Raw genomic sequence first — 25,142 nt, 5'->3', positions numbered from 1 at the left:
ACCCAACGTCATTCCCAAACGTCTCAAGGACTTGGAGACCTTCCCATGGTTGATCATGCCTCCCTGCCCCGCCGTTTCGGCGGCGATCCCCGCCAGCGTCCGCGCCGCAACCGCGTCGACGCCTGGACGCGCCGGCTGGTGGCGGAAACCCGGCTGTCGGTCGACGACCTGATCTGGCCCGTCTTCGTGGTGGATGGTGAGAACCAGCGGGAGCCTGTCGCCTCCATGCCGGGGGTGGAGCGGCTCAGCATCGATCTGCTGGTGCCGGCCGTGGCCGAGGCGCGCGACCTGGGCATCCCCTGCGTGGCCCTGTTCCCCTGCCTGCCGGCGGACCAGAAGGACCCCATGGGCAGCGAGGCGACCAACCCCGACAACCTGATGTGCCGCGCCTTGCGCGCCATCAAGCGCGAGGTGCCGGACATCGGCACCCTGGGCGACGTGGCGCTGGACCCCTACACCAGCCACGGTCACGACGGCATCGTCACCGATGGCCGCATCCTGAACGATGAAACGGTGGCCGTGCTGGTGCAGCAGTCGCTGGTGCAGGCGGCGGCGGGCTGCGACATCATTGCCCCGTCCGACATGATGGACGGGCGCGTCGGCGCCATCCGCGACGCGCTGGACGAAAGCGGGCATGAGCTGACCCGCATATGCGCCTATGCCGCCAAGTACGCCTCCGCCTTCTACGGCCCCTTCCGCGACGCGGTGAAGACCGGTGGCCTGCTGAAGGGCGACAAGCGCACCTACCAGATGGACTCGGCCAACACCAACGAGGCCCTGCGCGAGGTGCAACTGGACCTGGAGGAAGGTGCCGACATGGTCATGGTGAAGCCGGGCCTGCCCTACCTGGACATCGTCCACCGGGTGAAGGCGGAGTTCGGCGTGCCCACCTTCGCCTATCAGGTGAGTGGCGAGTTCGCCATGATGAAGGCGGCCGCCCGGAACGGCTGGATGGACTATGAGAAGTCGCTGCTGGAAACGCTGCTGGCCTTCCGGCGCGCCGGGGCGGATGCCGTCCTGACCTATGGCGCCGTCGACGCCGCCCGCCTGCTACGGGCCGGCCACTGACCGGGCAAGGCGCGGACCGGACGCGTGTCCGGTCCGCGCCGCCCTTTCCGTCATTCGGGGTCGTGGCAGACGGCCTCGATATTGTGGCCGTCGGGGTCCAGCACGAAGGCCCCGTAATAGTTGGGATGATAGTGCGGGCGCAGGCCCGGGGCACCGTTATCCCGGCCGCCGGCGGCCAGGGCCGCGGCGTAGAAGGCATCGACCGTCTTGCGATCCGCCGCCGCGAAGCAGACGTGCAGGGCGCCGCCCTGCAGGCGCCGCCCCGTTCCGATCCAGAAGTAGCACTTGTCGTCACTCCCATAGCCGGCATGGGCGCCGGCGCCCGTCATCTCCGCGGTGATGTCCATGAGGCGGGTGATGCCCAACGGGGCCAGGGCGTGATCGTAGAAGGCGGAGGAGGTCGCGAAGTCGGCGACCGAGAAGCCGATGTGATCCAGCACAGGAATGACCCTCCCATATGTTTATTATCGCGCCTCCATCATGCCAGCGTTTCCAGAAAACGCACCAGGCATCGATCGAGCCATCCACCACCTAAAATAGCGCCCCGCCCCGCGCGCGCGGCATGAAATCCGACATGCCCCCCTTTGGTCACGATCAGGGGCACCAGGGCCGGGTGCGCCGCCCAGTCGAAGGTCAGATAGGGCTCCGGCGCGATCCAGGGATCGTCCAGCGCGTGGATGACCAGGGTGGGCCGGGTGATGGCGGGCAGGAACTGGAGCGCGCTGTTGACCCGGTAGTATTCCTCCGCGTCCCCCCAGCCGTTGGCCGGCGCCACATAGCCGTCGTCGAAGTCGTAGATGGTGCGGGCGCGGCGCACCGCCGCCTGGCGTTCCGCCTCGGCGCTTCCCGGCTCGGCCGGTGTGGCCAGCGTCTCCGCCTTCATCTGTCGCAGCAGCCACAGGTGGTAGGGGCGGTTGCGCGCCTTCAGGAAGCGGCGGGACGTGGCGGACAGGTCGATGGGCGCCGACACGGCCACGCCGCCGCGCACCATGGGGGGCAGCGCCCCCACCTCCCCCATCAGCTTCAGCACCATGTTGCCGGCGAGGGAATAACCCACCACCACCACGCCGGCCGCCGTCAGATCCGGCAGGGTGGTGGCCAGGTGCGCCAGCACGGCGCGGGCATCCTGCGAGCGGCCGGCGTGATAGCGCTGGCGCGTCCGCCCGACGAAGGGACCGGCGCCGCGCAAGTTCAGGCGCAGGACGGCATGGCCGCGCGCCAGCACCGCCCCGGCGGCGGCGCGGATGTAGGGGCTGTCCTCCGACCCCGCCAGCCCGTGGATCAGCACCACCAGTGGGCGAGCGGCCGCCGCCGCCGCCGGGCGATGCAGCGTGCCGGCCAGGCTGTCGCCGCTGCTGTCCGCCATGGGGAAGATAAGCGCCTGTCCCGCCGGCAGGGGGTGCCGGGGCTGGCGCAGCGTGTTGCGCAAGGTCTGCAGGTCGGGACCCAGCCACGGCAGGCGTGGCCGGAAGGGCGGATAGCCCGGGGGCAAGGGCGGGAGAGGCACCCTAGCGCAGGAAGTCGCGCACGGCCGCCAGCTGCGCCGGATCCATCAGCGCCGGGGCATGGCCGGCGTCGGCCACCTCGAACAGCGTGGCCTTGGGGCCCCGCTCCGTCATCGCCCGCGCGATCTCCGCCGTCAGCAGGTCGGACTGCAGGCCACGGACGGCCAGGACGGGGCAGCGGATCATGCCCCACACCGGCCATAGATCGACATCGGTGATGGGCTGGGTCTGAAAGGCGCGGGCGATGCCGGTGTCGTAGGCCAGGCCCAGCGTGCCGTCGGGTCGCGTCCAATAGCCGTGCTCCGCCAGGTGGCGCCACTGCGCTTCCGTCAGGTCGCCGAAGGGGGCGTAGACCAGGCTGAGGTAGCGCTGCACCTCCTCCACCGTCCGGAAGACCGGGTTGGTGCCGACATAGGTGCCGATGCGTTCCAGCGCCGCCTTGGGCACCAACGGGCCGACATCGTTCACCACCAGGCGGGTGACGGGGGTGTCGCCCTGGGCTGCCAGGATCATGCCGATCAGGCCGCCCATGGAGGTGCCGACCCAGTCCAGGCTCTCCACATCCAGGCGCGCGATCAGGGCCGCCATGTCCGCCAGGTACTGCGGGTAGCCGTAGAGGTCGGGATTGGCCAGCGTGCCGCTCTTGCCGCGGCCCACCACGTCGGGGCAGACCACCCGGGCGCCCAGGCTGTCCGCCAGGTCCGCCGCCAGCACGTCGAAGTCGCGGCCGTTGCGGGTCAGGCCATGGCAGCAGACGATGGTGCGGCTGGCGTGTCCGGTATCCGGACGCCACTGCGTATAGGCCAGGCGGTGGAAGCCCAGGGCGGAGAGACCCCGAAGGGTATGTTCGGTCATGGTCGCCATGGGCAAAGCGATACCATGGCCCCCGGCTCGGGGAAAGCCCACCCTTGGCCACGGGGCGAAGCGTGACCATATGGCGCCCACGATTGCTCGTTCGGGGGTGTTCGTTCCGGCTGGGTACCGATCCCGGCCGGATGCGCGGGGCTATCCCGCAGGCGATCCATTTAGGATCTGTCGCGGTGGCCCCGGCCCCGGTTACACTGCCCTGGTCACAGTGTTCGTCCAAGACTTCGAGGCATAAGGGGAAATCGGCTTGGCCAGCGCGGGGGGCGACGAGAAGGCGCCCATCATCATCAAGAAGGTGAACAAGGGCGGCGACGGGCACCACGGCGGCGCCTGGAAGGTGGCGTACGCCGACTTCGTCACCGCGATGATGGCCTTCTTCCTGCTGCTGTGGCTGCTGAGCGTGACCACGGCGGAGCAGAAGCTGGGCCTGGCCGACTATTTCAGCCCCGCCACCCCGTCCAAGCAGGAAAGCGGCGCCGGCGGCGTGCTGGGCGGCAAGACCATCACGGTCAACGGTGCCGCCATGAACAACAGCTCCCCCACCTCGGTGGCGGTGCCGCTGCCCTCCCGTCCCCAGGCCTCCAACGCCTTCCAGTCGGTGGAGGACGCCACGGACGAGGCCCAGGGCAAGCCCGACGGCAAGGATGAGAAGACCAGCGGCACCACCGACAACAACGGCGGGCGCAGCGACGGCAGCAAATCGGGCGACGGCCGGCTGGACATGGACCAGAACGGCGACGGCAAGGTGGATGAGCAGGAGTTGAAGCAGGCCCTGGCCCAGCACGAGGACCAACAGTTCAAGGAAATCGAGAAAGAGGTCCGCCAGGCCATCCAGCAGGTGCCGGAACTGAAAGCCCTGCAGCAGAACGTCATCATGCAGCGCACCCCGGAAGGGGAGCGGCTGAACCTGGTGGACCAGGACGGCTACTCCATGTTCCCGTCCGGCAGCGCCAAGATGAACACGCAGACGGCCCAGCTCTTGTCGCTGGTGGCGCAGGCGGTGGCCAAGCTGCCCAACAAGGTGTCCATCACCGGCCACACCGACAACACGCCCTTCGCCAACAACGGCAGCGGCAACTACGGCAACTGGGAACTGTCGTCGGACCGCGCCAACGCCAGCCGACGCGCCCTGGCCGCCGCCGGCGTGGCCGAGGATCGCATCGCCTCCGTCGTCGGGCTGGCCGACCGCGACCCGCTGTTCCCCGAGGATCCCAAGTCGCCGCGCAACCGGCGCATCAGCATCACCGTACTGCGCGAACATCCCCTGACGGCAACAGCCATGCCCCCGGGTACGGCCACCACGCCCGCCGGCACCCAGACCACACCGGCCGGTCAGCCCGTGCCGCCCCCGCCGCCCTCGGTCACCAGCCGGCCGGAAGGCGGCGGGCGCTGAAGAACACGATTACCCCCAAAGGGAATGCCTCTGGCATGGCTCTACATCTCCCGGTAAAGTTCATCCGGTCGCCGACATCGGGTATCGTTTTGGCCGGCATGGTTCTTGAGTAGGCCCAGTATTCGCTCGCTTGCCCCCGGGGCAATGTCCCAGGGGCCCTGACCGTTCAAGAAAGGCGCGGATGTCCGTCATCCCCCCCCATTCCCGGCCGTTGCAGCAATTCTACCGCTCCGGCCCCATGCCCTGCCCCTACCTGCCCGGGCGCATGGAGCGCAAGCTGTTCACCCGCCTGGTGGGCCAGCAGGCCAGCGGGGTCAATTCCGCCCTCTCCCGCGCGGGCTTCCGCCGCAGCCATGACATCGTCTACCGGCCCGTCTGCAGCGGCTGCGCCGCCTGCGTGCCGGTGCGCATCCCCGTCGCCACCTTCACCCCCAACAAGACCATGCGCAAGGTCATGCGCGCCAACGCCGACCTGGTGGCGGGCGTGCAGCCGGCCAGCGCCACGGCGGAACAGTTCCAGGTCTTCGCCAGCTATCAGGCCGCGCGCCACAGCGACAGCGACATGAGCCGCATGGGCATGACCGACTACGCCGCCATGATCGAGGAAGGCCAGGTCGACAGCCGGCTGTACACCCTGCGCGACGGCGGCGGCACCCTGATGGGCGCCATCCTGACCGACCGGCTGGATGACGGCTTTTCGGCCGTCTACAGCTTTTACAACCCCGACATGCCGGAACGCAGCCTGGGCACCCACCTGATCCTGACCCTGGTGGACCAGGCCCGCCGCGAGGGCCTGCCCCACGTCTATCTCGGCTATTGGATCGAGGGCAGCCGCAAGATGGATTACAAGCGGCGCTTCCAGCCGCTGGAAGCCTTGGGCCGCGACGGCTGGCTGCCGCTGGATCCGGCGTCCTGACGCCGGCTTTCTGCCGTCACACGCCGTCGCATTTCCAAAATTCATTGCACAATGCAAAAGCCCTCTTTCATTGAGCAAGAGGTGCCAGCCCGCACGCGAGTCGGCGCTGTCATACCGCCGCTGAATTAACGGCATGTATATTGCTTTATTGCGATATGCCAGACAGCGGCACCCATGGGGGGTGTCGCTGTCAGGACCTTGAGAAAAGGATGCCTGCGTTCCATGCGTGCGGTCAGCGGTTTCATCCGCCCTGCGTTCCTGGCCTTGGTTCTGGCGTTGCCGGCGATGAAGCCGGCGATGGCGCTGAACATCGCCGTGAAGGGGGTGGTGGAATCCAACTGTTTCGTGTCCATTTCCACCGATGACACCAGCCTGTCGACGGATGGCGGCAGCGTCACGCTGGGTGACCTGGGCGAGCGCTGCAACGAGTCCGCGGGCTACACCGTGGTGCTGTCGTCCAACAACGGCGGCGCCCTGGTCGACGCGCGGGGCAACAAGATCCCCTACACCATCTCCTACGACCAGGTGGATGGCCGCCCGCTGAGCGAGCCGCAGGTGATCAACCGCCTGGATCCGCAGACGGAATTGCGCACCGGCAGCATCCTGCTCAGCCTGCCGCGCCAGACGGTACGCCAGGGCGGCTTCTTCAGCGACACCGTAACGATCACGGTTCGGGCACGGTAATCCGGTTCCCGTCGGGCGTCGGGCGCTGGCATCCGCTGGCCGGACTGCCCCATCCCGCAAGTCCACTCTATTCCCCGCAAAACTCCGGCGCCTGCGGTCGCGGACCGCATGGCCGTGGAAAAGGCCCGACCATCGGGGCCACCTGGCCCTGTCACGGCGGCCATGACAGGGGGGTTGTGCCCGCGTCCGCTTTGCCGCACAGTGTGGGCAAAATGGTACCGTTAACATAAAAATGTTAACGCTAACGGGAGGGACATCCATGCGGGCAGTCTGGTTCGCCGCCGCCTTGGCTATTCAGCCATGGCTTATCCAATCATGCCTTGCCGCCACGCCGCCGGCCATCGCCGGCTCTCCGGGACTGACCGTCAGCCCGAACGAGACCCTGGAAATGCAGGGCCTCAGCGTCATCGTCGACCAGATGCACTTCCACCCGGTGTTCCGCGACGAAAAGAACGCCGGCATCCAGATCGTGCTGCATGGTGAGCGCATCGCCACCGATGGCGCCGTGCGCCTGAACCCCACGCCGGAACAGTGGGACCCCGTCCCGGCCTTCGTGAAGCGCGAGCGCGGCCCCGGCCCCGACCAGCTGACGGTGTACAGCAACTTCCCCGAACAGGGCTTCAGCTACCGCCTGGTCATCACGCCGGAGGGGACCGGGTTCCGCGTGGCGGTGAACATGGACCAGCCGCTGCCGGCGGAGTATGTCGGCAAGGCCGCTTTCAGCCTGGATTTCCTGCCCACCAGCTATTTCGGCAAGACCTACGCGCTGGGCAATGGCACCGGGGGTGACGCGACGGGCCTGTTCCCGCGCAATCCCGCCGGGCCCATGGCCAAGGACGGCTCGGGCGACCCGCTGCCGCTGGCCTCCGGCGGCTCCTCCATCGTGCTGTCGCCGGAAGACCCGCTGACGCGCGTGGCCATCACCTCCGACACCGCACCCCTGGCCCTCTATGACGCCCGCAACCGGGCCCAGAACGGCTGGTTCGTGGTGCGCGCCCTGATCCCGGCGGGCAAGACCACGGACGCCATCGTCTGGCACGTCCATCCCAACGTCATCAAGAACTGGGTGCGCGACCCCGTCGTCGCCTTCAACCAGGCGGGCTACACCCCCGACCGGGCCAAGGTCGCGACCGTCGAACTTGACCCGCACATGAAGGCGCCCAAGGACATCCAGCTGGTGCGCATCGGCGCCGACGGCAGCCAGACCGTGGCGCTGAAGGGCACCATCAAGCCCTGGGGCAAGTGGACGCGCTACGACTACGCCACCTTCGACTTCTCCTCGGTGCGCACGCCCGGCATCTACGCCATCTCCTACGCCGGGCACCTGTTCAATCCCTTCCGCATCGCCCCCGATGCCTATGACCATATCTGGCAGCCGTCGCTGGACACCTACCTGGCGGAGCAGATGGACCATATCGCGGTGCGTGAGCAATACCGCGCCTGGCAGGGCCTGTCCCATATCGACGACGCCCGGCAGGCCGCCCCCGACATCCACCATTTCGACGGTTACAAGATGGGGCCGCATCTGGACTCCCCCTTCAAGCCGGGCGAGCACATTCCCGGCCTGAACGTGGGCGGCTGGCAGGACGCCGGCGACTACGACATCCAGACATCCGACAACGCCTGGGTGGTGCGCGACCTGGTGCGGGCGCGCGAGCTGTTCGGCATGGACTGGGACGAGGACACCATCGACGAGGCCGCGCGCCAGGTGGAGATCCGCAAGCCCGACGGCATCCCCGACGTGCTGCAGCAGATCCGCCACGGCACCCTGCAGCTGCTGGCGCAATACAAGGTCTTCGGCCATGCCATCGTCGGCATCATCGAGCCGACCTTGAAGCAGTACACCCACCTGGGCGACGCCGGCTCGCAGACCGACCGCCTGATCTATGATCCCAAGCTGGGCCCCAACGAGAGCAACGGCACCTATTCCGGGGTGCCCGACGACCGCTGGGCCTTCACCTCCGACGTGCCGGCGGATGATTACCACGTGGCCGGCGCCCTGGCCGCCGCCTCACGCGTGCTGGGGGAGATCGATCCCGACCTGGCCGCCCAGGCGCTGGCCGCCGCCAAGGTGATGTGGGCCAACCAGCAGGATCCCAGCGACCGTATGGACCGGCCGGAACGGGGCGATTGGAATCCCGCCGATCTCCTCGACATGGCCGCCTTCTCCGCCACGGTGGATCTGGTGATCACCACCAAGGGCGCCGACCCGCTGTACACCAACAAGCTGAAGTCCCTGCTGCCCACGATCAAGCAGCGCTTCGCCTTCCTGGGCGGCATGGCGACGCTGGCCCTGCCTTACATGGACGCCGACTACCGCGCGCAGCTGACCCAGGCGGTGACGGAGGCCAAGGCCGCCATCGACGCCGAGGCCGCCAAGACGCCCTTCGGCGTACCCGTGGCCATGGGGACCTGGGCGGGTTCGGGCCAGGTGGCCGGCTTCGGCACCAACATGTACCTGCTGCACAAGGCCTTCCCCGGCATCATCGGCACCCAGTACACGCTTGATGCCCTGGACTACGTCCTGGGCCGCCACCCGGCGACCAACCTGTCCCTGGTGTCCACCGTGGGCACCGAGTCCAAGATGATCGCCTACACCCACAACCGCGCGGACTATTCCACCGTGCCGGGCGCCATGGTGCCGGGCGTGCTGGTCATCAAGCCGGACTTCCCGGAACAGAAGGTGGCCTGGCCCTTCCTGTGGTTCGAAAACGAATCCACGGTGGCCACCACCACCTCCTACATCCTGGCGGCCAACGCCGGGATCATGGTGACCAGGGGTCAGTAAGCTCTCATCGCCCCGCCCAAAATGAAAACGCCGGAGTGAGGCCCACTCCGGCGTTTTCTTTGGGTCTGACCGGGAGGTTCAGAAGCGGTTGTTACGCGGAAAGCCATTGGGCGGCAGCTTGCCCTGAGTGCCGCGCGCGCCGCGCCAGGGCGACAGGTCGGTCTCCACCCGGGTGCGGTCGCCGGCCCCGCCCATCTTCCATGACAGGCCCTTGGCGCCGTCGAACACGCAGATGTCGGACAGGCTGGCGTCCTTGTACTTCTGCAGGGCCACGCCCTTGCCACGCACCATGACGGGCAGTTCCTCCAGGGCGAAGACCAGCAGTTTGCGGTTGTTGCCGATGACGGCGATGGTGTCGCCTTCCACCGGCACGCAGGCCAGCGCCGTGGCGCCATCGCCCACGTTCAGCACCTGCTTGCCCGCACGGGTCTGCGCCACCACCTCGTCCGCGTCCACCTGGAAGCCACGGCCGTCGCTGGACGCCACCAGCAGGCGCTTGCCCGGACGGTAGGGCAGCACGGTGACGATGTCGGCGTCGCCCAGATCGACCATCAGGCGCACGGGCTCGCCAAAGCCGCGACCGCGCGGCAGGCGGTCCACGCCTATGGTGTGGAACTTGCCGGTGCTGGAGAACACCAGCAGCTTGTCCGTCGTCTCGGCATGCAGGACGAAGCGTTCGGCATCGCCCTCCTTGTACTTGGCCTCCGCCGTCTCGGTGGGCGGTAGGTGGCCCTTCACGGCGCGGATCCAGCCCTTCTCCGACAGGAAGACGGTGACCGACTCACGCTCGATCATGGCCTCCACCGGCACCACCACGTCGGTGGGGGCGTCGCCCACGGCGGTGCGGCGGGCGCCCAGCTCGGTCGCCTGGCCGAAACGCTTCTTGGTCGCGGCGACCTCGGCGGCAATGGCCGTCCAGCGCTTGCCCTCGTCGTCCAGCAGGGACAGCAGTTCCGACCGCTCGGCGGTCAGGCCGTCATGCTCCTTGCGGATCTCCATCTCTTCCAGCTTGCGCAAGGACCGCAGGCGCATGTTCAGGATGGCTTCCGCCTGCACGTCGGTCAGGCCGAAGGCGCGCATCAACTCGGCCTTGGGCTCATCCTCCTCACGGATGATGCGGATGACCTCATCCAGGTTCAGGTAGGCGATGAGATAGCCGCCCAGCACCTCCAGCCTATGGTCGATCTTGGCCAGGCGGTGGCGGGAGCGGCGCACCAGGACCACGTTGCGGTGGTCCAGGTAGGCGCGCAGCACCTCGTGCAGGGTCATGACGCGCGGCACCTGGTCGGCGTCCAGCACGTTCATGTTCAGCGGAATCCTCACTTCCAGGTCGGTGTTGCGGAACAGCTGTTCCATCAGCACCGCCGGATCGACGTTGCGGCTCTTGGGCACCAGCACCAGCCGCACGTCCTCCGCCGACTCGTCGCGCACATCCTCCAGCAGGGGCAGCTTACGCTCCATGAGGAGTTCGGCGATCTTCTCCACCAGGCGGGACTTCTGCACCTGGTAGGGGATCTGGGTGACGACGATCTGCCAGGTGCCCTGGGCCAGCTTCTCGCTTTCCCACTTGGCGCGCAGACGGAAGCCGCCGCGGCCGGTGCGGTAGGCCTCGCGCACGGCGTCGCGGCTTTCCACCAGCACGCCGCCGGTGGGGAAGTCGGGGCCGGGCATCAGGGTCACCAGCTCATCCACCGTCACCGGCCGGCGGCGGTCTTCCGGCACCAGCAGCTCACGGTCGATGATCAGGCTGAGGGCGTCGCAGATCTCGCCCGCGTTGTGCGGCGGGATGCTGGTGGCCATGCCCACGGCGATGCCGGCCGAGCCGTTGGCCAGCAGGTTGGGGAAGGCCGATGGCAGCACCACCGGCTCCTCACCATCACCGTCGTAGGTGGCGCGGAGATCGACCGCGTCCTCGTCGATGCCGTCCAGCAGGGCCTTGGCCACCTCGGTCAGGCGGGCCTCGGTGTATCGCATGGCGGCGGCGTTATCGCCGTCGATGTTGCCGAAGTTGCCCTGGCCCTGAACCAGGGGATAGCGGGCGGCGAAGTCCTGGGCCAGGCGCACCAGCGCGTCATAAACCGAGGCGTCGCCATGGGGGTGGAACTTGCCGATGACGTCGCCCACCACGCGGGCCGACTTCTTGGGCGGCGTGGTGGGTTCCAGCTTCAGCTGGCTCATGGCGAACAGCAGGCGGCGGTGCACCGGTTTCAGCCCGTCGCGCACATCGGGCAGCGACCGCGACACGATGGTCGACAGGGCGTAGGACAGGTAACGCTCGCCCAGCGCGTCGGCCAGGGGCTTATCAAGGATCTCGGTGGCATCGGTCATGATGCGCGGACACTACCAGATATGGTGGACCGATTGCCAGCCGTCCCACAGCGGTAGGAAAACTTAAGCTTCCTGCGGTTCCGCCCCGTCGCCCCCGGGGGCCGGAAGGCCGTTTGTCCGCAGGTAACGCTCCACCAGGCGCTGGCGGGCCGGCGGCACCTCGGCATGCCGCTGGGCGAAGACGTGGCGTTCCAGGAAATAGCCGGTCAGGCGCAGGCCGGCGGCCACGTCCTCTTCCCCGCCGCCCTGGAAGCCCAGGCCGACGAGGAAACCCGGCAGGGGCAGCAGCTTATCGCGGTAGGGCTCCCCCGCCGAGGCCGACACGGCGCGGCCGGTGCGGGGGCTGACGTAGGCCAGCTGGTCGTTGGCGTTGCCCACGGGCTGGCCGGTGCTGGCGCACTGCGTCAGGTCCAGGCCGAAGCCCACCTCCTCCAGCAGTCCCACCTCCCACCGCACGTAGACGGCCGGCCAGATGTCGAGGTCCAGAGCGGCGAACAGGGCCAGGGTGGCGTCATAGAGGCCGGGATGGGCCTCGCGCTCCGCCAGCATGGCGTCCATCAGGGCGGTGGCGGCGACGATGGCCGCCAGGCGCAAGGGATCGTCCAGGTAAAGGCCGGTGGGGGAGCGCACGGGCTCCACCGTCCAGGTGCCCAGCTGGTCGGCGGTGCGGGCCCGCCAGCGGGCGGTGACCTGCGCCCCCGGCTCCAGCACGCCGCGATAGCGTGACGACTGCCCGCCGTGCAGCACGCCGGCGTGCCGGCCATGCTCCCGCGTCAGCATGACCACCAGCGCGGCGGTGTCGCCGAACGGCCGGGCCGAAAGCACGATGGCGTCGTCAGTCCATTCCATGGAAGCCTTCTAGCAGATTGCGCCCCGGACGGTGTATGCCAATGCTCTCCCGCCGCCGTTTAGGCCAACGGTGTCACTCCTGAGTTTTTTAGTATACCCTGCATTAATAACCCTTGAACCGAGCGCCCGCGTGCACAGCCCATCTACTGGCAATCATTGGACTATGGGGGCTGGTTCACCGCGCGGACTGGTCATGGCGCGTGTCACGCCGCCGGTGTTGACATGAGCGCTGGCAAGCCCGCTCGCCTGAAGGGTCCCTCCCCCGCCGCCGTACCGGTCTTGAGCGACGACGAGCGCCTGACGCTGGAGCGGTACAGCCTGGCGGCGGCGGCCAGCAATGAGGGGCTGTACGACTGGGACCTGCGGACCGACCGGGTCTATTACGGTGAGACCTGGAAGGCGCTGCTGGGCTATGCCGAGGATGAGATCGGCACCTCGCCCGACGAATGGCTGAACCGGGTGGACCCGGATGACCTCATCTGGCTGCAGGCCACCCTGGACGCCCAGGCCAGCGCCGGCGGCAAGCCCTTCCAGATCGAATACCGCATTACCCACCGCAACGGCCATGTGCTGTGGATGATGTGCCGCGGCATCGTCGTGCTGGATGACGAGGGAGAGCCCATCCGCATCGTCGGCGCGCAGCGCGACGTCACCGACCGCAAGAACGCCGAGGAACAGCTGCGCCTGAGCGAGGAGCGCTACGCCCTGGCCGCCCAGGGCGCCAACGACGGGCTGTGGGATTGGCACGTGGCCACGGACCGGCTCTACTGCTCCCCCCGCTGGACGGCCATGCTGGGCATCGGCGGCGGCGCGCGCACCAGCACCATGGAGGATTGGTACGCCCAGATCGACGGTGAGGACCGGCCCCGCCTGCGCGCGGCGGTAGATACCCACCTGGCCGGCGGCAGCGCGCACCTGGAAGAAGAGGTGCGGACCCGCCACGCCGGCGGGGCGGAGCTGTGGGTGCTGATCCGCGGCGTGGCCATCCGCGATGAGGAGGGCGAGGCCATCCGCATGGCCGGCTCCATGACCGACATCACGGCGCGCAAGCGGGCGGAACAACAGCTGCTGTTCGACGCCTTCCACGACGGCCTGACCCGCCTGCCCAACCGCATGCTGCTGCTGGACCGCATCGGCCAGGCGCTGGGCCGCCGGCGCCGGCCGGAAGAGGCGCAGTTCGCCGTCATGATCTTCGATATCGACCACTTCAAGACGGTGAACGACAGCCTGGGCCCCCTGGTGGGGGATGAGGTGCTGTGTGCCGTGGGCCAGCGGCTGGACGGCGCCCGCCGCAGCGGCGACACCGTGGCCCGCCTGTCGGCTGACGAGTACGGCGTGCTGATGGACGGCGTGCTGGACGTGAAGGCGGCGGTGGACGCGGCCGAGCGCCTGGCCGGTGCCGTGGCCGAGCCCCTGACCTTGTCCAACGGCCAGGACGTGGTGATGAGCGTCACCGCCGGCATCGCCCTGTCCGGCTCCGGCTACGCCTCGGCCGGGGACATGCTGCGTGACGCGGGCCTGGCCATGTTCCGCGCCAAGACCAGCGGCCGCAACCGGGTGGAGATGTTCGACGACGCGCTGCGCGAGCGCGCGCTGACCCGGCTGCGCCTGGAATCGGACCTGCGCCATGCCGTCGAGGGCCGGCAGTTCCGCCTGTTCTACCAGCCCATCGTGCGCCTGGCGGACGGCACGGTGGCGGGGTTCGAGGCGCTGATGCGCTGGTTCCATCCCGAGCGCGGCATGATCCCGCCCAGCGACTTCGTCCACCTGGCGGAGGAAACGGGCCTGATCCTGAAAATGGGCCGCTGGGCCCTGGTGGAGGCCACGCGCCAACTGGCGGAGTGGCAGGGCCGCTTCGGCCCCGACCTGTTCATGAGCGTCAACGTCTCCGGCCGCCAGCTCATGGAGGATGACCTGGTGGCGGCGGTGACGGAAACGCTGGACACCCACCGCATCACCCCCGGCACCCTGAAGCTGGAGATCACCGAAAGCCTGCTGCTGGACGACCCCGGCCGCTGCCTGAGCATCATGGAGGCCTTGAAGCGCAAGGACGTGAAGCTGTCGCTGGACGATTTCGGCACCGGCTTCTCCTCGCTCAGCTATCTGCACCGCTATCCCATCGGCACGCTGAAGATCGACCGCAGCTTCGTGCGCGCCGCCGGCGAAAGCGACCGCCGCAGCGCCATCGCCCGCATCATCACCCTGCTGGCCCAGGCCCTGGACCTGGAGGTCATCGCCGAGGGCATCGAAAAGGAATCCGAGGCCGAGTTCCTGCGCGGCCTGCACTGCCAGTACGGCCAGGGCTATCACTTCGCCCCGCCCCTGCCCAAGGAGGCCGTGGAAGACCTGATGGACGCGCGCCGCCGCAGCCGCGAAGTGCTGGAGGGCCTGTCGGCGCTGCGGGGATTGCCGCCCAAAGGGCGGTAGAGCCTGCCGGCCGGCGTTTCCATGGTCCCGTGTATTATGTGCCGGAGCCCGCCCGTCCGGCGAAGTCGTGAGGACCAGCGGGATCGGACATCAGGACGACCTGAGTTCTAATCTCGGCGCAATCAAACTCGATGATGCGGTAGCCGAACGTACCCGTGTCCAATCGGATCTCATCCGCGTGCTTCACGACCTGATAGGAAACCGCCGGGGTGACAAACTGCCGAATATTCGCCTCGCAGCGTTCGTCGATCATGTGATAGTGGCCACAAAACACGGTCACCTCGCACGTCGCGCCGCTGAGAAGCGACTGGAGAGCGGCGCGATCCCGCAGCGCCGCACCCGAATGGTCGATTGGCGTGCCCATTTCCAAGATGGGATGATGGACGAAGATGACGGCCCGGCGCGCCCCCTCCAGCGCCCCTGCGAGCCAGGCGAGTTGAGCTTCACCGATCAGGTTGTCCGATGAATCAAGCGTGATCCGGCGCCACCCTCCCACATCGGTCGATGAACACAGCTTTCCCGCAACCCCATCGGCTTCGCAATAAGGTGCGACGCTGGCATGGCTGTCGTGGTTGCCAAGGACGATCAACGGGGTGAAACCATGATCGTGCATGGCGTCGAAAAATGCCGGCACGGCAGCGTCCGTCCCGATATCGCCGCCAAACACCACATCGGTGATGCCCTTCCGCGCGATGTCGTCGAGGATTCGCCGCAGATGCGCCTTGTGCGCGCCCGGATCCGCCACGTATCGCATCTTGTCGCCCGCCATGGCTCCGCCCCCCGCCAGACGCTGTCCAAGATGGGTGTCGGTGATATGGGCGATGACGGTAGCGGTCATGGCCGGATCTCCCCCTGAAAAAGCGGGGCCGCTTCGGCATGCGGCACCACCAAGGCATCGAGTCCGCGTGCGACGATCCCCTCCTGCCAGCGGTCATGGGCCCAGCGGCCATGGGTCCAGCGGCCATGGGTAAAGTGGCCTTCGGCACTGGTGTAATCGGTCATTGGCAAATTCCGTGATCAGGTATCCCGTGAGGAAACCTACGATGCGGAACGATCGAAATGTTTCGACCTCGATCGAAGGATGGCGACGCCTCCTTGTGCTACCGTGGCGTTTGATATCAGGGAGCCTCGACCATGGGTCCTCAGCCAAATATCGCCACCTCGGCGTTCCTTATCGGTGATCCCGCCCGCGCTGCCATGCTTGTCGCTTTGCTTGATGGCCGGGCGATGCCGGCCGGGGAGTTGGCGCAGGCTGCGGGAGTTACGGCACAGACAGCCAGTTCCCACCTCGCTAAGCTTCTCGCTGGCGGCCTCGTCAAGGTCGAAGCGGAAGGGCGTCATCGCTACTATCGCCTCGGTGGCGCCAATGTGGCGATGGCGCTAGAGCATCTCGCATCCATCGCTCCAAGCGAACCCGTGCGCCGCAAAGTGCTGACCCTCGAGGCCCGGCAACTCCGGTTCGCGCGTTGCTGCTACGACCATTTGGCCGGCCGTTTGGGCGTGGCGGTGACTTGCGTCCTGCAGGAACGCGGCTTCCTCGAGCCGACGGCCAACAAGCAATTCACGGTGACCAGCGCCGGCGCAGCTTGGTTTGGGGGCCTGGGCCTCGACATAACAAAGATCCCGGCGAGCCGGCGCGGCCTCGCCAGGCAGTGCCTCGACTGGACGGAAAGACGCCATCATGTCGCTGGTCCACTCGGGGTCAAGTTCACGGACCTTCTTTGCGCAAAGGGTTGGATCCGCCGCGCGCCTTCATCACGTGTCGTTGAAGTAACGCATGAGGGCTGGAAGAAATTTGAACAAGAATTCGGCCTCTATGAGTGCGACTTGAAAGCGGAGAGCCGCATTTGACGCCAGTCACGGCCGGGCTTCCGCGCCACCGGCACCGCTATTTCCGAAGCCGCCGCCGCATGTCCTGATAAGCTGCGGCGATCAGCGCCGTGAGCGCCGCGGCGTCGTGCGCCTGGCCCCAGCGCAGCTTCACATGGCGCATGCGCTTGCCGGTGCCCCGCAGCAGACCGGCGGGGTCGTCCAGGTCGGCGCCATGGAAGAAGCCCACGCTGGCGTGCGCCGTGTAGGCGCCGACATAGGCGAAGGCCGCCTCGCCCACGCAGACCGTGGGCTGGCGGTCATGGATCAGTTCCCGCACGTCGTCACCACAGCCGCGCAGCGTCTCGAACCACGGCTGGATCACCAGGCGCAGGGGATCGCCCTGGGCGAACCAGGCGTCGATCTCGGGATCGCGCCGCACGGCGCCCGGCAGGAGGAAGAGAGCGTCCATGGGCGTAGTTTGGCAGGCCCGTTGGAAAAGTCGAGGCGGTCACGCCGGCGGCGCCCTGTCCCCACGCCATTCGGCACGCCGTCCTGATCCGCGTCTACAAGGTCGTCTGAGCGGCCCCGCCCAAATCCTCCAGGATGGGGCAGTCGGGGCGGTCGTCGCCGGCGCAGCAATGGGCCAGGTGGCGCAGTGTGTCGGCCATGGCCTGCATCTCGTGGATACGGGTGTCCAGGTCGGCCAGGTGACGCTGGGCGATGGCCTTCACCTCGCGGCTGGGACGCTCCCGGTCGCGCCACAGGGACAACAGCTGGGCGATCTCCGTCATGTCGAAGCCCAGGCCCCGCGCCCGCTTGATGAAGCGCAACTCATTGATCTCGCGGGCGTCGTATTCGCGGTAGTTGCCCTCCGTCCGGCCGGAAGGCCGCACCAGGCCGACCTCGTCGTAATAGCGGATCATCTTGACGCTGACGCCGGACGCCTTGGAGGCTTGGCCTATGTTCATGACGCACGGTCCCCCTGGAAGGTCGCCAGGGCGGTGCTCATGGCCGCCACCACGGGTGCCCACTCCCCCAGCGTGGCCTGGCGGAACAGTCGCATGCTGGGATACCAGGGCGTGTCCGCCCGCTGGTCCATCCAGCGCCAGTCCGCGTCGGTGATCACCATGGTCCATACCGGGCGGCCCAGGGCCCCCGCGACATGGGCTGGCCCGGTGTCCGGGGTGATCACCAGGTCCAGCAGGGTCATGATGGCGGCGGTGTCCGCCCAGTCGCGCACCTCCGGCGCCAGGTCCAGCAGGTTGGGCGGCAGCGTCAGCCCATCGACGGCACCCCTGCCCTCCGGCCGCTGCAAGCCGATGAAGGTCACGTCGGGATGCGCTTCCAGCAAGGGCAGCAGGGCGGCCAAGCCCGGGGAACGCCAGGCATCGACGGGGAATTGGGGATTGCCGGCCCACAGCAGGCCCACCCGGCGCCCCGGCACGTCCGCCAGGCGCGCCCGCCACGCCGCCACCCGCTCCGGCGTCGCCTCCAGATAGGGGCCGTTCCACGGGATGGTATCCACCGTCAGGCCCAGGGCCTCCGGCAGTTCCATCATGGCGATCTGACAATCGGGTGCCAGCGGCAGCGGCCGGCCGCGCAGCACCACATCCCCCGGCTGCTGGCCGGGCCACAGCGCGGGTGGCCAGAGCACCGACAGGGCATGGGGAGATTCGAACACCAGCCGGCCCACGCGGGCCGCCGCCTGGGGCAGCAGCCGCAGCATGCTGATGGTGTCACCCGCCCCCTGCTCGTCCCAAACCACCAGGTTCTTGCCGGGAAGGGCGCGGCCATCCCATTCGGGCACGGCCTGGTGCCGCCGCGGCAGGGGCGTCAAATGCCAGCGCCGGCGATACAGGGGGAAGCCGGCGCGGAAATCGCCCAGGCGCAGGTGGCAGTGCGCCAGGCTCATGGCCACCTCGGGATCATCCGGCGCCAGTGCCAGTTGACGGGCGCCGACCTTCAGGGCGTCCGCCGTATAGCCCTGGTAGCGCAGCGCGCGGGCCAGGATGCCGTAGGGCTCCGGCCGGCCGGGATGGGCGGCGATCAGGCCGCGCGCCATCTCGGCCGCCGCCGCCATCTCCCCCGTCGTCGCGTGCAGTTCCGCCCGGCTCGCCGCCGCCTCGAACAGGCCGGGCCGCAGCCGCAGGGCATGGTCCAGCAGGCGGGCGGCCTCGGCCTCATGCCCGCCCCGCTGGCGCAGCAGGTCCCCCAGATTGACCAGGGCCACCACCTCATCCGGCGCCAGGGCCAGGACGGCGCGGAAGGCAGCCTCCGCCTCCTCCTTCCTGTCCAGGCGCAGCAGGCAGCGGCCCAAGCCCAGCTGGGCCTCGGCCTGCTGGTGCGGCAAGCCGGTCAGCAGCCGATAGGCGTCGGCCGCCGCCTCCACCCGGCCCAGTTCCTCCAGGATCTGGGCACGGGCGAGGTGCGCCGGGCCATGGCGCGGCGCCAGGGCCACAACCTCGCCATAGGTGGTCAGGGCGGCCCCCTGGTCGCCCCGCTGGCGCTGGGCCTGGGCCAGGTTGGCGCGATAGTCGATGTTGCCGCCGTCCAGCGCGATGGCCTGGGCGATCAGACCCTCCCCCGCGGCAGCGCGACCCGTCTGGACGAACAGCACGCCTTGCAGGTGCAGGGCGTCAGCGCAGTCCGGCATGGCGCGCAGGATCTGGCCGTACAGATCCTCCGCCTGGTCCAGGCGGCCGGACTGGTGATGGTCCAGGGCCACGGCCAAGACCTCTCCCACGGTGGGCATGCGTCGCTTTCCTACGTCAACCAGGGGCTAAACCACCCCAAGACCGTACACCAGGCGCCGGGCCCGACGCACGCGCCTCTGGCGGCCCGTCACGGGCCGGGCGCCTGGAAGCGGCGCAGGCGCAGGGCGTTGGTCAGCACGCTGACGCTGGACAGCGCCATGGCGCCGGCCGCCACCATGGGCGACAGCAGCCAGCCGGTGACGGGATAGAGCACGCCGGCGGCCAGGGGGATCAGCACCACGTTGTAGCCGAAGGCCCAGGCCAGGTTCTGGCGGATGTTGCCCAGCACGGCGCGGCTGAGGGCGATGGCCGTGGCCACGCCCCGCAAATCGCCCCGCACCAGCACCACGTCCGCCGCCTCGATGGCGATGTCGGTGCCGGCCCCCATGGCCAGGCCGACATCCGCCGTCGCCAGGGCGGGGGCGTCGTTGACCCCGTCACCGGCGAAGGCGACGCGACCGTGGCGACGCTGCAAATCCTTCACCGCCGCCACCTTGCCCTCGGGCAGCACCTCCGCCGCCACCTCATCGATGCCCAGCGTCTTGGCCACGGCCTCCGCCGTGCGGCGGTTGTCGCCGGTGACCATGATGACCGTCAGGCCGGCACCGTGCAGCGTGCGCACCACCTCGGCCGCCTCGGGCTTCACCGGGTCCGCCACGGCCAGGATGGCGGCCAGCCGGCCGCCGATGGCGGCGTAGAGCGGGCTCTTACCCTCCCCGGCCAGCCGGGCCGCCATCTCCGCCACCGGCGCCACGCCGATGCCCAGGCGTGTCATGTAACGGTCGGCGCCCACGGCCACCACGCGGCCCTCAACCGTGGCCTGCGCGCCGAAGCCGGGTTCCGCCCGGAACCCCTCGACGGCCGGCGGAACCTGGCCGCGCGCCCGGGCACCGGCCACGATGGCCTGGGCGATGGGATGCTCGGACAGCGCCTCGACCGCCGCCACCAGGCGCAGCACTTCGTCCTCGGCCTGGCCGTCCACCACCACCAGGTCGGTCAGGGCGGGCTGCCCCAGGGTCAGGGTGCCGGTCTTGTCGAAGGCCACGGCGCGCACGTCGCGCAGGCCCTGCAGCGCGTCGCCCTGGCGGAACAGGATGCCCAGTTCCGCCGCCTTGCCGGTGCCCACCATGATGGAGGTGGGGGTGGCCAGGCCCATGGCGCAGGGGCAGGCGATGATCAGCACCGCCACGGCGTTGACCAGGGCGTAGCTGAGCTGCGGCCCCGGCCCGAAAAAATACCAGGCGGCGAAGGTCAGCAGGGCGGCCGCCATGACCGCCGGCACGAACCAGGCCGTCACCTGGTCCACCGCCGCCTGGATGGGCAGCTTGGCGCCCTGGGCCGTTTCCACCATGCGGACGATCTGGGACAGCAGGGTGGCCGCCCCCACCTTCTCCGCCCGGAAGCGGAAGGCGCCGGCCTTGTTGACCGTGCCGCCCACGACCAGGGCGCCGGGTCCCTTCTCCACCGGCAGCGGCTCACCGGTGATCATGCTCTCATCGACGAAGGACGCGCCGTCCAGCACGGCGCCATCCACCGGCACCCGCTCACCCGGACGCACCAGCACGACATCGCCCACCACCACTTGGGCGATGGGCAGTTCCACCGTCTGGCCGCCGCGCTCCACCCGGGCCGTCTTGGCCTGCAGGGTCAGAAGGCGCTTGATGGCCTCGCTGGTGCGGCCCTTGGCCCGGGCCTCGAACAGGCGGCCCACCAGGATCAGGGTGACGATGACGGCCGCCGCCTCGAAATAGACGTTGTCGGTGCCCGCCGGCAGCAGGTGCGGCGTCACCGTCGCCACGGTGGAATAAAGGAAGGCGGCGCCGGCCCCCAGGGTGACCAGGGAATTCATGTCCGGCGTGGCCCGCAGCAGGTTGGGCACGCCCTTGGCGAAGAAGCGCCCGCCGGGCACGGCCAGGACGAAGGCCGCCAGCACCAGGCTGACCCAGCGCCAGGGCTGTTCCCCCACGGCACTGATCAGCCAGTGGTGAAAGCCGGGAACGGCATGGCGCGCCATCTCCACCGCGAACAGCGGCACGGTGGCGATGGCGGCGAGCGCCACGGCCCGCTTCAGGGCACCGATCTCAGCCGCCCGCGCCGCCCGCTCCCGGTCCGTTTGCGCCGCCGCGTCCTCCTGCATCAGGGGCTTAGCCTCATAGCCGGCCTTGGCCACGGCGGCGGCCAGGGCGCCCACGGTGGCGCCATTGATCAGGAGCACGCTGGCCCGCTCTGTCGCCAGGTTGACGGTGGCCTCGACCACGCCGGGCGCGGCACGCAGCGCCTTCTCCACCCGCGCCACACAGCCGGCGCAGGTCATACCCTGGATGGCAAGCTCAGCGGTATGGGTGCCGGCGTCATAGCCGGCCTTGGCGATGGCCTGGACCACATCGGGCAGGCGCCCGCCTTCGGCCAGTTCCACATGCGCCTGCTCTGTCGCCAGGTTCACGGTGGCGGCGGCCACGCCCGGCACGGCGGCAATCGCCTTCTCCACCCGGCGCACACAGCCGGCACAGGTCATCCCGCCGATGGGGATGTCGACGGCCTGGCGGGCGGAGGGGGCAGTGGCGGCGATATGGGACATTCCAGTCTCCTCGACGAGATGTCCCTGATAGATAGACCCTCCTACCGTGGGAGGGTCAAGAGCTACAGGCAAATCAGCTAGAAATTTTCTTTCGTGATTTAGAGTGGCAAAAACTCTTTGGCTTGACCCAACTTTGAGTATAGAGATCAAGATATAACTCAATCAAGAATCTGATGAATGATGGTAAGGAACATGGACGCGAATAAATTTCTGACGCTTTTGCAAAAGGCTACATTCGACTGCCCGCCTACAGGTCTGGGCGCGACGTGGACCACTAGCATGGACCGGATATTCGATCACATCGCGAAAGCAGCTAAAATGAGAATCAGATCAAGACGGATCGGTGGAGAAATCGGCCGCATTGATTATGCTTTTGTAAAATCAGAAAGCTCACACCCGAGAATTGAGATAGCCGTCGAGCATGAAAACTATTGGTCATCCAAAGAGTCTTTGCGTGACTTTCACAAGCTATGTACGGTATTGTCGCCACTGCGTGTTATGTTTTGTTACAGGTCAAGAGAATCTCAAGTTCAGTCCAGCATTCAAGATTTAATTAATCATTATGAAGCGGAAACACATCATGAAATACCAAACTCTCAGTTTCTAATTTTAGGTGGCTGGAGGCAGGACGATCTGCCCAATTTTCGTTGGCACGTGCACCTGAAAGACCCCCAACGCGGAGAGAATTGGGATTCAATCCCCTATCCCCCTCGTCGAAATAGCTAAGGTGACAAAAGAGGGGCTGGCAGTTATGCAAACTACCGCCCCTTAACCCATTCCAGAAACGCTGCAAAATTTATTTAGGCGTTGAAGTCCAAACCCCACTGGTTGTAGCTGTCGGGCTTCTCGGCCCAGTCCTCGCGTACCTTCACGAACAGCATGACGTGCACGCGGCGGTCCAGGATTTCCTCAAGTTCCACGCGAGCGGCGGCGCCGATGGACTTGATCTTGCTGCCCCCCTTGCCCAGTACGATGGCCTTCTGGTTGGGGCGCTGGACGTAGACGACCTGGGAGATCTTGACGGAGCCGTCCTCGAACTCCTCCCACGCCTCGGTCTCCACCGCGATGGCGTAGGGCAGTTCCTGGTGCAGTTGCAGGAACAGCTTCTCCCGCGTGATCTCCGCCGCCAGCAGGCGCTGCGGCATGTCGGACAGCTGGTCCTCCGGGAACAGCCAGGGGCCCTCCGGCAGGCGGGCGGCCAGCTTGTCCAGGAAGTCCTTCAGGCCGTCGCCGGTCAGGGCGGAGATCATGAAGATGTCGGTGAACACGCCCGTCTCGTTGAAGCGCGCCGCCAGTTCCAGCAGGCGTTCATAGGGGATCAGGTCGATCTTGTTCAGGATCAGGATGGCCTGGCGCTTGCTGTCTTTCAGGCGCTGGATGATGCCATTGGTGTCGTCATCCACGCGGCGCGAGGCATCGACCAGCACGGCCACCAGGTCCGCCTCCTCCGCCCCCGACCAGGCGGCGGCCACCATGGCGCGCTCCAGCCGCTTCTTGGGCGTAAAGATGCCGGGCAGATCGACGAACAGGATCTGGGCGCGGTCATGCATGCCGATGCCCAGCACGCGCGACCGGGTGGTCTGCACCTTGGGGCTGACGATGGACACCTTGCTGCCCACCGCCGCGTTCAGCAGCGTGGACTTGCCGGCGTTGGGCGCGCCCACCAGGGCCACGAAGCCGCAGCGCATGGGGGCCAGGGCCGGGCCCTCCTCCCCCTCGTCCTCATCCTCGTAATCGTCTTCATCGTCCAGATAGTCTTCCTCACCCTCGGGCGCGTCGGCGTCATGCGCCTCATCGTCATGACCGGCGGCACCGGCCATCGTGTCCTCATCGGGGGGAAGGCCGTCCGGGCCGTGTTCGACGTCGCTCATCACTCATATCCTCAAAGGGAACGGCGGGCCCGGATGCCCCTGGCACCCGCCCGCCGCCGCATGCGCGGCTTCATGACACAGACCGCGCCCCGGCACCAGCGGCGGCGCGGCATCCAAGGATTGCGCGGTTGGGCGCCTTGCAGCACCGCCTTGGAAATTTAACAAGGGCTTAGGGGATGCCCGGGCTATAGCTCGACCGCGCCGGCTTCGGCCGGTTCACGGTACCAGTCTATCAGGAGCCCGCTTCGATGTCCCTGCCGCACCGTTTGGCCCCGCGTTGGCTGACCCTGGCCGCCCTGCTGGCCACAGCCGCTGTGTTTTCCACTCCGGGGCCCGCCCAGGCCCGCGACCTGGATATCGAGGCGCACCGCGGCGGCCGCGCCCTGTGGCCGGAGAACACGCTGCAGTCCTTCGCCCACGCCCTGTCGCTGGGCGTGACCACCTTGGAGATGGACATGAACATCACCAAGGACGGCACCGTCATCATCTCGCATGAGCGGCACCTGAACCCGGACCTGGCCAAGGGGCCGGACGGCGCCTACGTCACCGCCCCCACCCCGGCCTTCTTCAGCCTGACGCTGGATGAGATCAAGAAGTACGACGTGGGCCAACTGCGCCCGGGCAGCGCCTATGGCAGCCATTTCCCGGACCAGCGCCCCATTCCCGGCACGCCCATCCCCACCCTGAAAGAGGTCATCGACCTGGTGAAGCGGTCGGGCAACAAGACCGTGAAGATGAACATCGAGACCAAGATCGACCCCACCCACCCGGAGGACAGCCCGTCGCCGGAGGTGTTCGTGGACAAGGTGCTGGCCGTGCTGAAGGCCGAGAAGTTCGAGGACCGGGTGATGATCCAGTCCTTCGATTGGCGCACCCTGCAGGTGGTGCAGCAGAAGGCCCCCACCATCCCCACGGTCTATCTGACGGAGCAGGACCCGCGCGAGCCGTCTGTCAGCCTGACCGCCAAGCTGCCCTGGACCGCCGGCTTCGACCCCGTGGACCATGGCGGCAGCGTGCCCAAGGCGGTGAAGGCCGCCGGCGGCAAGGTCTGGTCGCCGCTCTACACCGACATCGACGCCGGCCTGGTGGCGGAGGCGCACAGCCTGGGCCTGACCGTCGTGCCCTGGACGGTGAACAAGCCGGAGGACATGGCCAAGCTGATCGACATGGGCGTGGACGGCATCATCTCCGACCAGCCGGTGCTGCTGCGCGCGGCGGCCGCCGCCAAAGGCATCGCCCTGCCCAAGGCCTTCCCGGTCGAGGCCGTGCCGGGCAAGAAGCACTGAGCCAGCCCCTTCTCACA

At 68.0% G+C, this 25,142-nt stretch carries 21 protein-coding genes; 9 read left to right on the top strand and 12 right to left on the bottom strand.

Annotated elements, in window-relative coordinates:
* The first annotated feature begins 45 nt into the window (after positions 1–45).
* The gene (hemB, locus tag FBZ89_RS09400) at positions 46–1,068 is read left to right on the top strand and encodes a porphobilinogen synthase (protein WP_145749730.1); all 1,023 of its coding nucleotides are present in this window, start codon (positions 46–48) and stop codon (positions 1,066–1,068) included.
* A gap of 50 nt (positions 1,069–1,118) precedes the next feature.
* Here the strand turns inward: hemB and FBZ89_RS09395 are convergent, their stop codons facing one another.
* Genes FBZ89_RS09395 through FBZ89_RS09385 form a run of 3 tightly spaced genes read right to left on the bottom strand, consistent with a single transcriptional unit; the run spans position 1,119 to position 3,437 of the window.
* Positions 1,119–1,508 carry a VOC family protein gene (locus FBZ89_RS09395; protein WP_145749729.1) on the bottom strand — a complete coding sequence of 130 codons (390 nt, stop codon included), beginning with the start codon at positions 1,506–1,508 and terminating at the stop codon, positions 1,119–1,121.
* Between the two features lie 38 nt (positions 1,509–1,546).
* Positions 1,547–2,560, bottom strand: a complete 1,014-nt coding sequence (locus FBZ89_RS09390; protein WP_246172108.1) for a YheT family hydrolase — start codon at positions 2,558–2,560, stop codon at positions 1,547–1,549.
* A 16-nt stretch (positions 2,561–2,576) separates the two neighbouring features.
* Complete coding sequence (locus FBZ89_RS09385) at positions 2,577–3,437, bottom strand: alpha/beta fold hydrolase (RefSeq protein ID WP_145749727.1); 861 nt, start codon at positions 3,435–3,437, stop codon at positions 2,577–2,579.
* Positions 3,438–3,687: 250 nt separating this feature from the next.
* On the opposite strand from FBZ89_RS09385, the gene FBZ89_RS09380 reads away from it, so the two are divergent.
* The 4 genes from FBZ89_RS09380 to FBZ89_RS09365 all read left to right on the top strand — a co-directional run bounded on the left by FBZ89_RS09380 (position 3,688) and on the right by FBZ89_RS09365 (position 9,221).
* The gene (locus FBZ89_RS09380) at positions 3,688–4,833 is read left to right on the top strand and encodes a flagellar motor protein MotB (protein ID WP_145749726.1); all 1,146 of its coding nucleotides are present in this window, start codon (positions 3,688–3,690) and stop codon (positions 4,831–4,833) included.
* 181 nt (positions 4,834–5,014) lie between these two features.
* Positions 5,015–5,749, top strand: a complete 735-nt coding sequence (locus tag FBZ89_RS09375; RefSeq protein ID WP_145749725.1) for an arginyltransferase — start codon at positions 5,015–5,017, stop codon at positions 5,747–5,749.
* Between the two features lie 222 nt (positions 5,750–5,971).
* Positions 5,972–6,433, top strand: coding sequence for a Csu type fimbrial protein (locus FBZ89_RS09370; protein ID WP_145749724.1), 462 nt, complete (start codon positions 5,972–5,974; stop codon positions 6,431–6,433).
* Positions 6,434–6,692: 259 nt separating this feature from the next.
* Positions 6,693–9,221 carry a glycoside hydrolase family 9 protein gene (locus FBZ89_RS09365; protein ID WP_145749723.1) on the top strand — a complete coding sequence of 843 codons (2,529 nt, stop codon included), beginning with the start codon at positions 6,693–6,695 and terminating at the stop codon, positions 9,219–9,221.
* Positions 9,222–9,299: 78 nt separating this feature from the next.
* Here the strand turns inward: FBZ89_RS09365 and parC are convergent, their stop codons facing one another.
* Both parC and recO read right to left on the bottom strand, forming a co-directional pair.
* Positions 9,300–11,549: a DNA topoisomerase IV subunit A gene (gene parC, locus FBZ89_RS09360; protein ID WP_145749722.1), complete on the bottom strand. Its 2,250-nt coding sequence runs from the start codon at positions 11,547–11,549 to the stop codon at positions 9,300–9,302.
* A 63-nt stretch (positions 11,550–11,612) separates the two neighbouring features.
* A complete protein-coding gene (gene recO, locus FBZ89_RS09355) occupies positions 11,613–12,398 on the bottom strand; it encodes a DNA repair protein RecO (protein ID WP_145749721.1) in 786 nt (261 codons plus the stop codon).
* A gap of 222 nt (positions 12,399–12,620) precedes the next feature.
* Here recO and FBZ89_RS09350 point away from each other — a divergent pair, with 222 nt between their 5' ends.
* On the top strand, positions 12,621–14,825 hold the full coding sequence (locus tag FBZ89_RS09350) for a putative bifunctional diguanylate cyclase/phosphodiesterase (protein WP_246172107.1): 2,205 nt from the start codon (positions 12,621–12,623) through the stop codon (positions 14,823–14,825).
* A gap of 34 nt (positions 14,826–14,859) precedes the next feature.
* On the opposite strand, the gene FBZ89_RS09345 is transcribed toward FBZ89_RS09350, so the two are convergent.
* Positions 14,860–15,663 (bottom strand): metallophosphoesterase family protein, encoded by an 804-nt coding sequence (locus tag FBZ89_RS09345; protein WP_145749719.1) that lies wholly within the window; start codon positions 15,661–15,663, stop codon positions 14,860–14,862.
* Positions 15,660–15,827, bottom strand: coding sequence for a hypothetical protein (locus tag FBZ89_RS30785; RefSeq protein WP_186457269.1), 168 nt, complete (start codon positions 15,825–15,827; stop codon positions 15,660–15,662). The genes FBZ89_RS09345 and FBZ89_RS30785 overlap by 4 nt, the downstream gene beginning before the upstream one ends.
* Positions 15,828–15,959: 132 nt before the next feature.
* Between FBZ89_RS30785 and FBZ89_RS09340 the strand changes: the two genes are divergently transcribed.
* Positions 15,960–16,676, top strand: a complete 717-nt coding sequence (locus tag FBZ89_RS09340; protein ID WP_145749718.1) for an ArsR/SmtB family transcription factor — start codon at positions 15,960–15,962, stop codon at positions 16,674–16,676.
* 37 nt (positions 16,677–16,713) lie between these two features.
* Here FBZ89_RS09340 and FBZ89_RS09335 read toward each other — a convergent pair whose 3' ends face one another.
* From FBZ89_RS09335 to FBZ89_RS09320, 4 genes are all read right to left on the bottom strand, one after another.
* The gene (locus tag FBZ89_RS09335) at positions 16,714–17,106 is read right to left on the bottom strand and encodes a DUF1801 domain-containing protein (protein ID WP_145749717.1); all 393 of its coding nucleotides are present in this window, start codon (positions 17,104–17,106) and stop codon (positions 16,714–16,716) included.
* A gap of 94 nt (positions 17,107–17,200) precedes the next feature.
* A complete protein-coding gene (cueR, locus tag FBZ89_RS09330) occupies positions 17,201–17,605 on the bottom strand; it encodes a Cu(I)-responsive transcriptional regulator (protein ID WP_145749716.1) in 405 nt (134 codons plus the stop codon).
* A complete protein-coding gene (locus FBZ89_RS09325) occupies positions 17,602–19,389 on the bottom strand; it encodes a tetratricopeptide repeat protein (protein ID WP_145749715.1) in 1,788 nt (595 codons plus the stop codon). The genes cueR and FBZ89_RS09325 overlap by 4 nt, the downstream gene beginning before the upstream one ends.
* A gap of 89 nt (positions 19,390–19,478) precedes the next feature.
* Positions 19,479–21,968 (bottom strand): heavy metal translocating P-type ATPase, encoded by a 2,490-nt coding sequence (locus FBZ89_RS09320; RefSeq protein WP_145749714.1) that lies wholly within the window; start codon positions 21,966–21,968, stop codon positions 19,479–19,481.
* Between the two features lie 192 nt (positions 21,969–22,160).
* On the opposite strand from FBZ89_RS09320, the gene FBZ89_RS09315 reads away from it, so the two are divergent.
* Positions 22,161–22,694, top strand: a complete 534-nt coding sequence (locus FBZ89_RS09315) for a ferredoxin reductase domain-containing protein (protein ID WP_145749713.1) — start codon at positions 22,161–22,163, stop codon at positions 22,692–22,694.
* A gap of 74 nt (positions 22,695–22,768) precedes the next feature.
* On the opposite strand, the gene era is transcribed toward FBZ89_RS09315, so the two are convergent.
* Complete coding sequence (era, locus tag FBZ89_RS09310; RefSeq protein ID WP_246172115.1) at positions 22,769–23,656, bottom strand: GTPase Era; 888 nt, start codon at positions 23,654–23,656, stop codon at positions 22,769–22,771.
* Positions 23,657–24,087: 431 nt separating this feature from the next.
* Between era and FBZ89_RS09305 the strand changes: the two genes are divergently transcribed.
* Positions 24,088–25,125 (top strand): glycerophosphodiester phosphodiesterase, encoded by a 1,038-nt coding sequence (locus FBZ89_RS09305; protein WP_145749712.1) that lies wholly within the window; start codon positions 24,088–24,090, stop codon positions 25,123–25,125.
* Positions 25,126–25,142 lie beyond the last annotated feature (17 nt).

This window comes from Nitrospirillum amazonense (assembly GCF_007828045.1).
Classification (GTDB): Bacteria; Pseudomonadota; Alphaproteobacteria; order Azospirillales; family Azospirillaceae; genus Nitrospirillum; species Nitrospirillum amazonense_C.
Note: the sequence above shows the minus strand (reverse complement) of the source record. Positions and strands in the feature narration are given on the sequence as shown.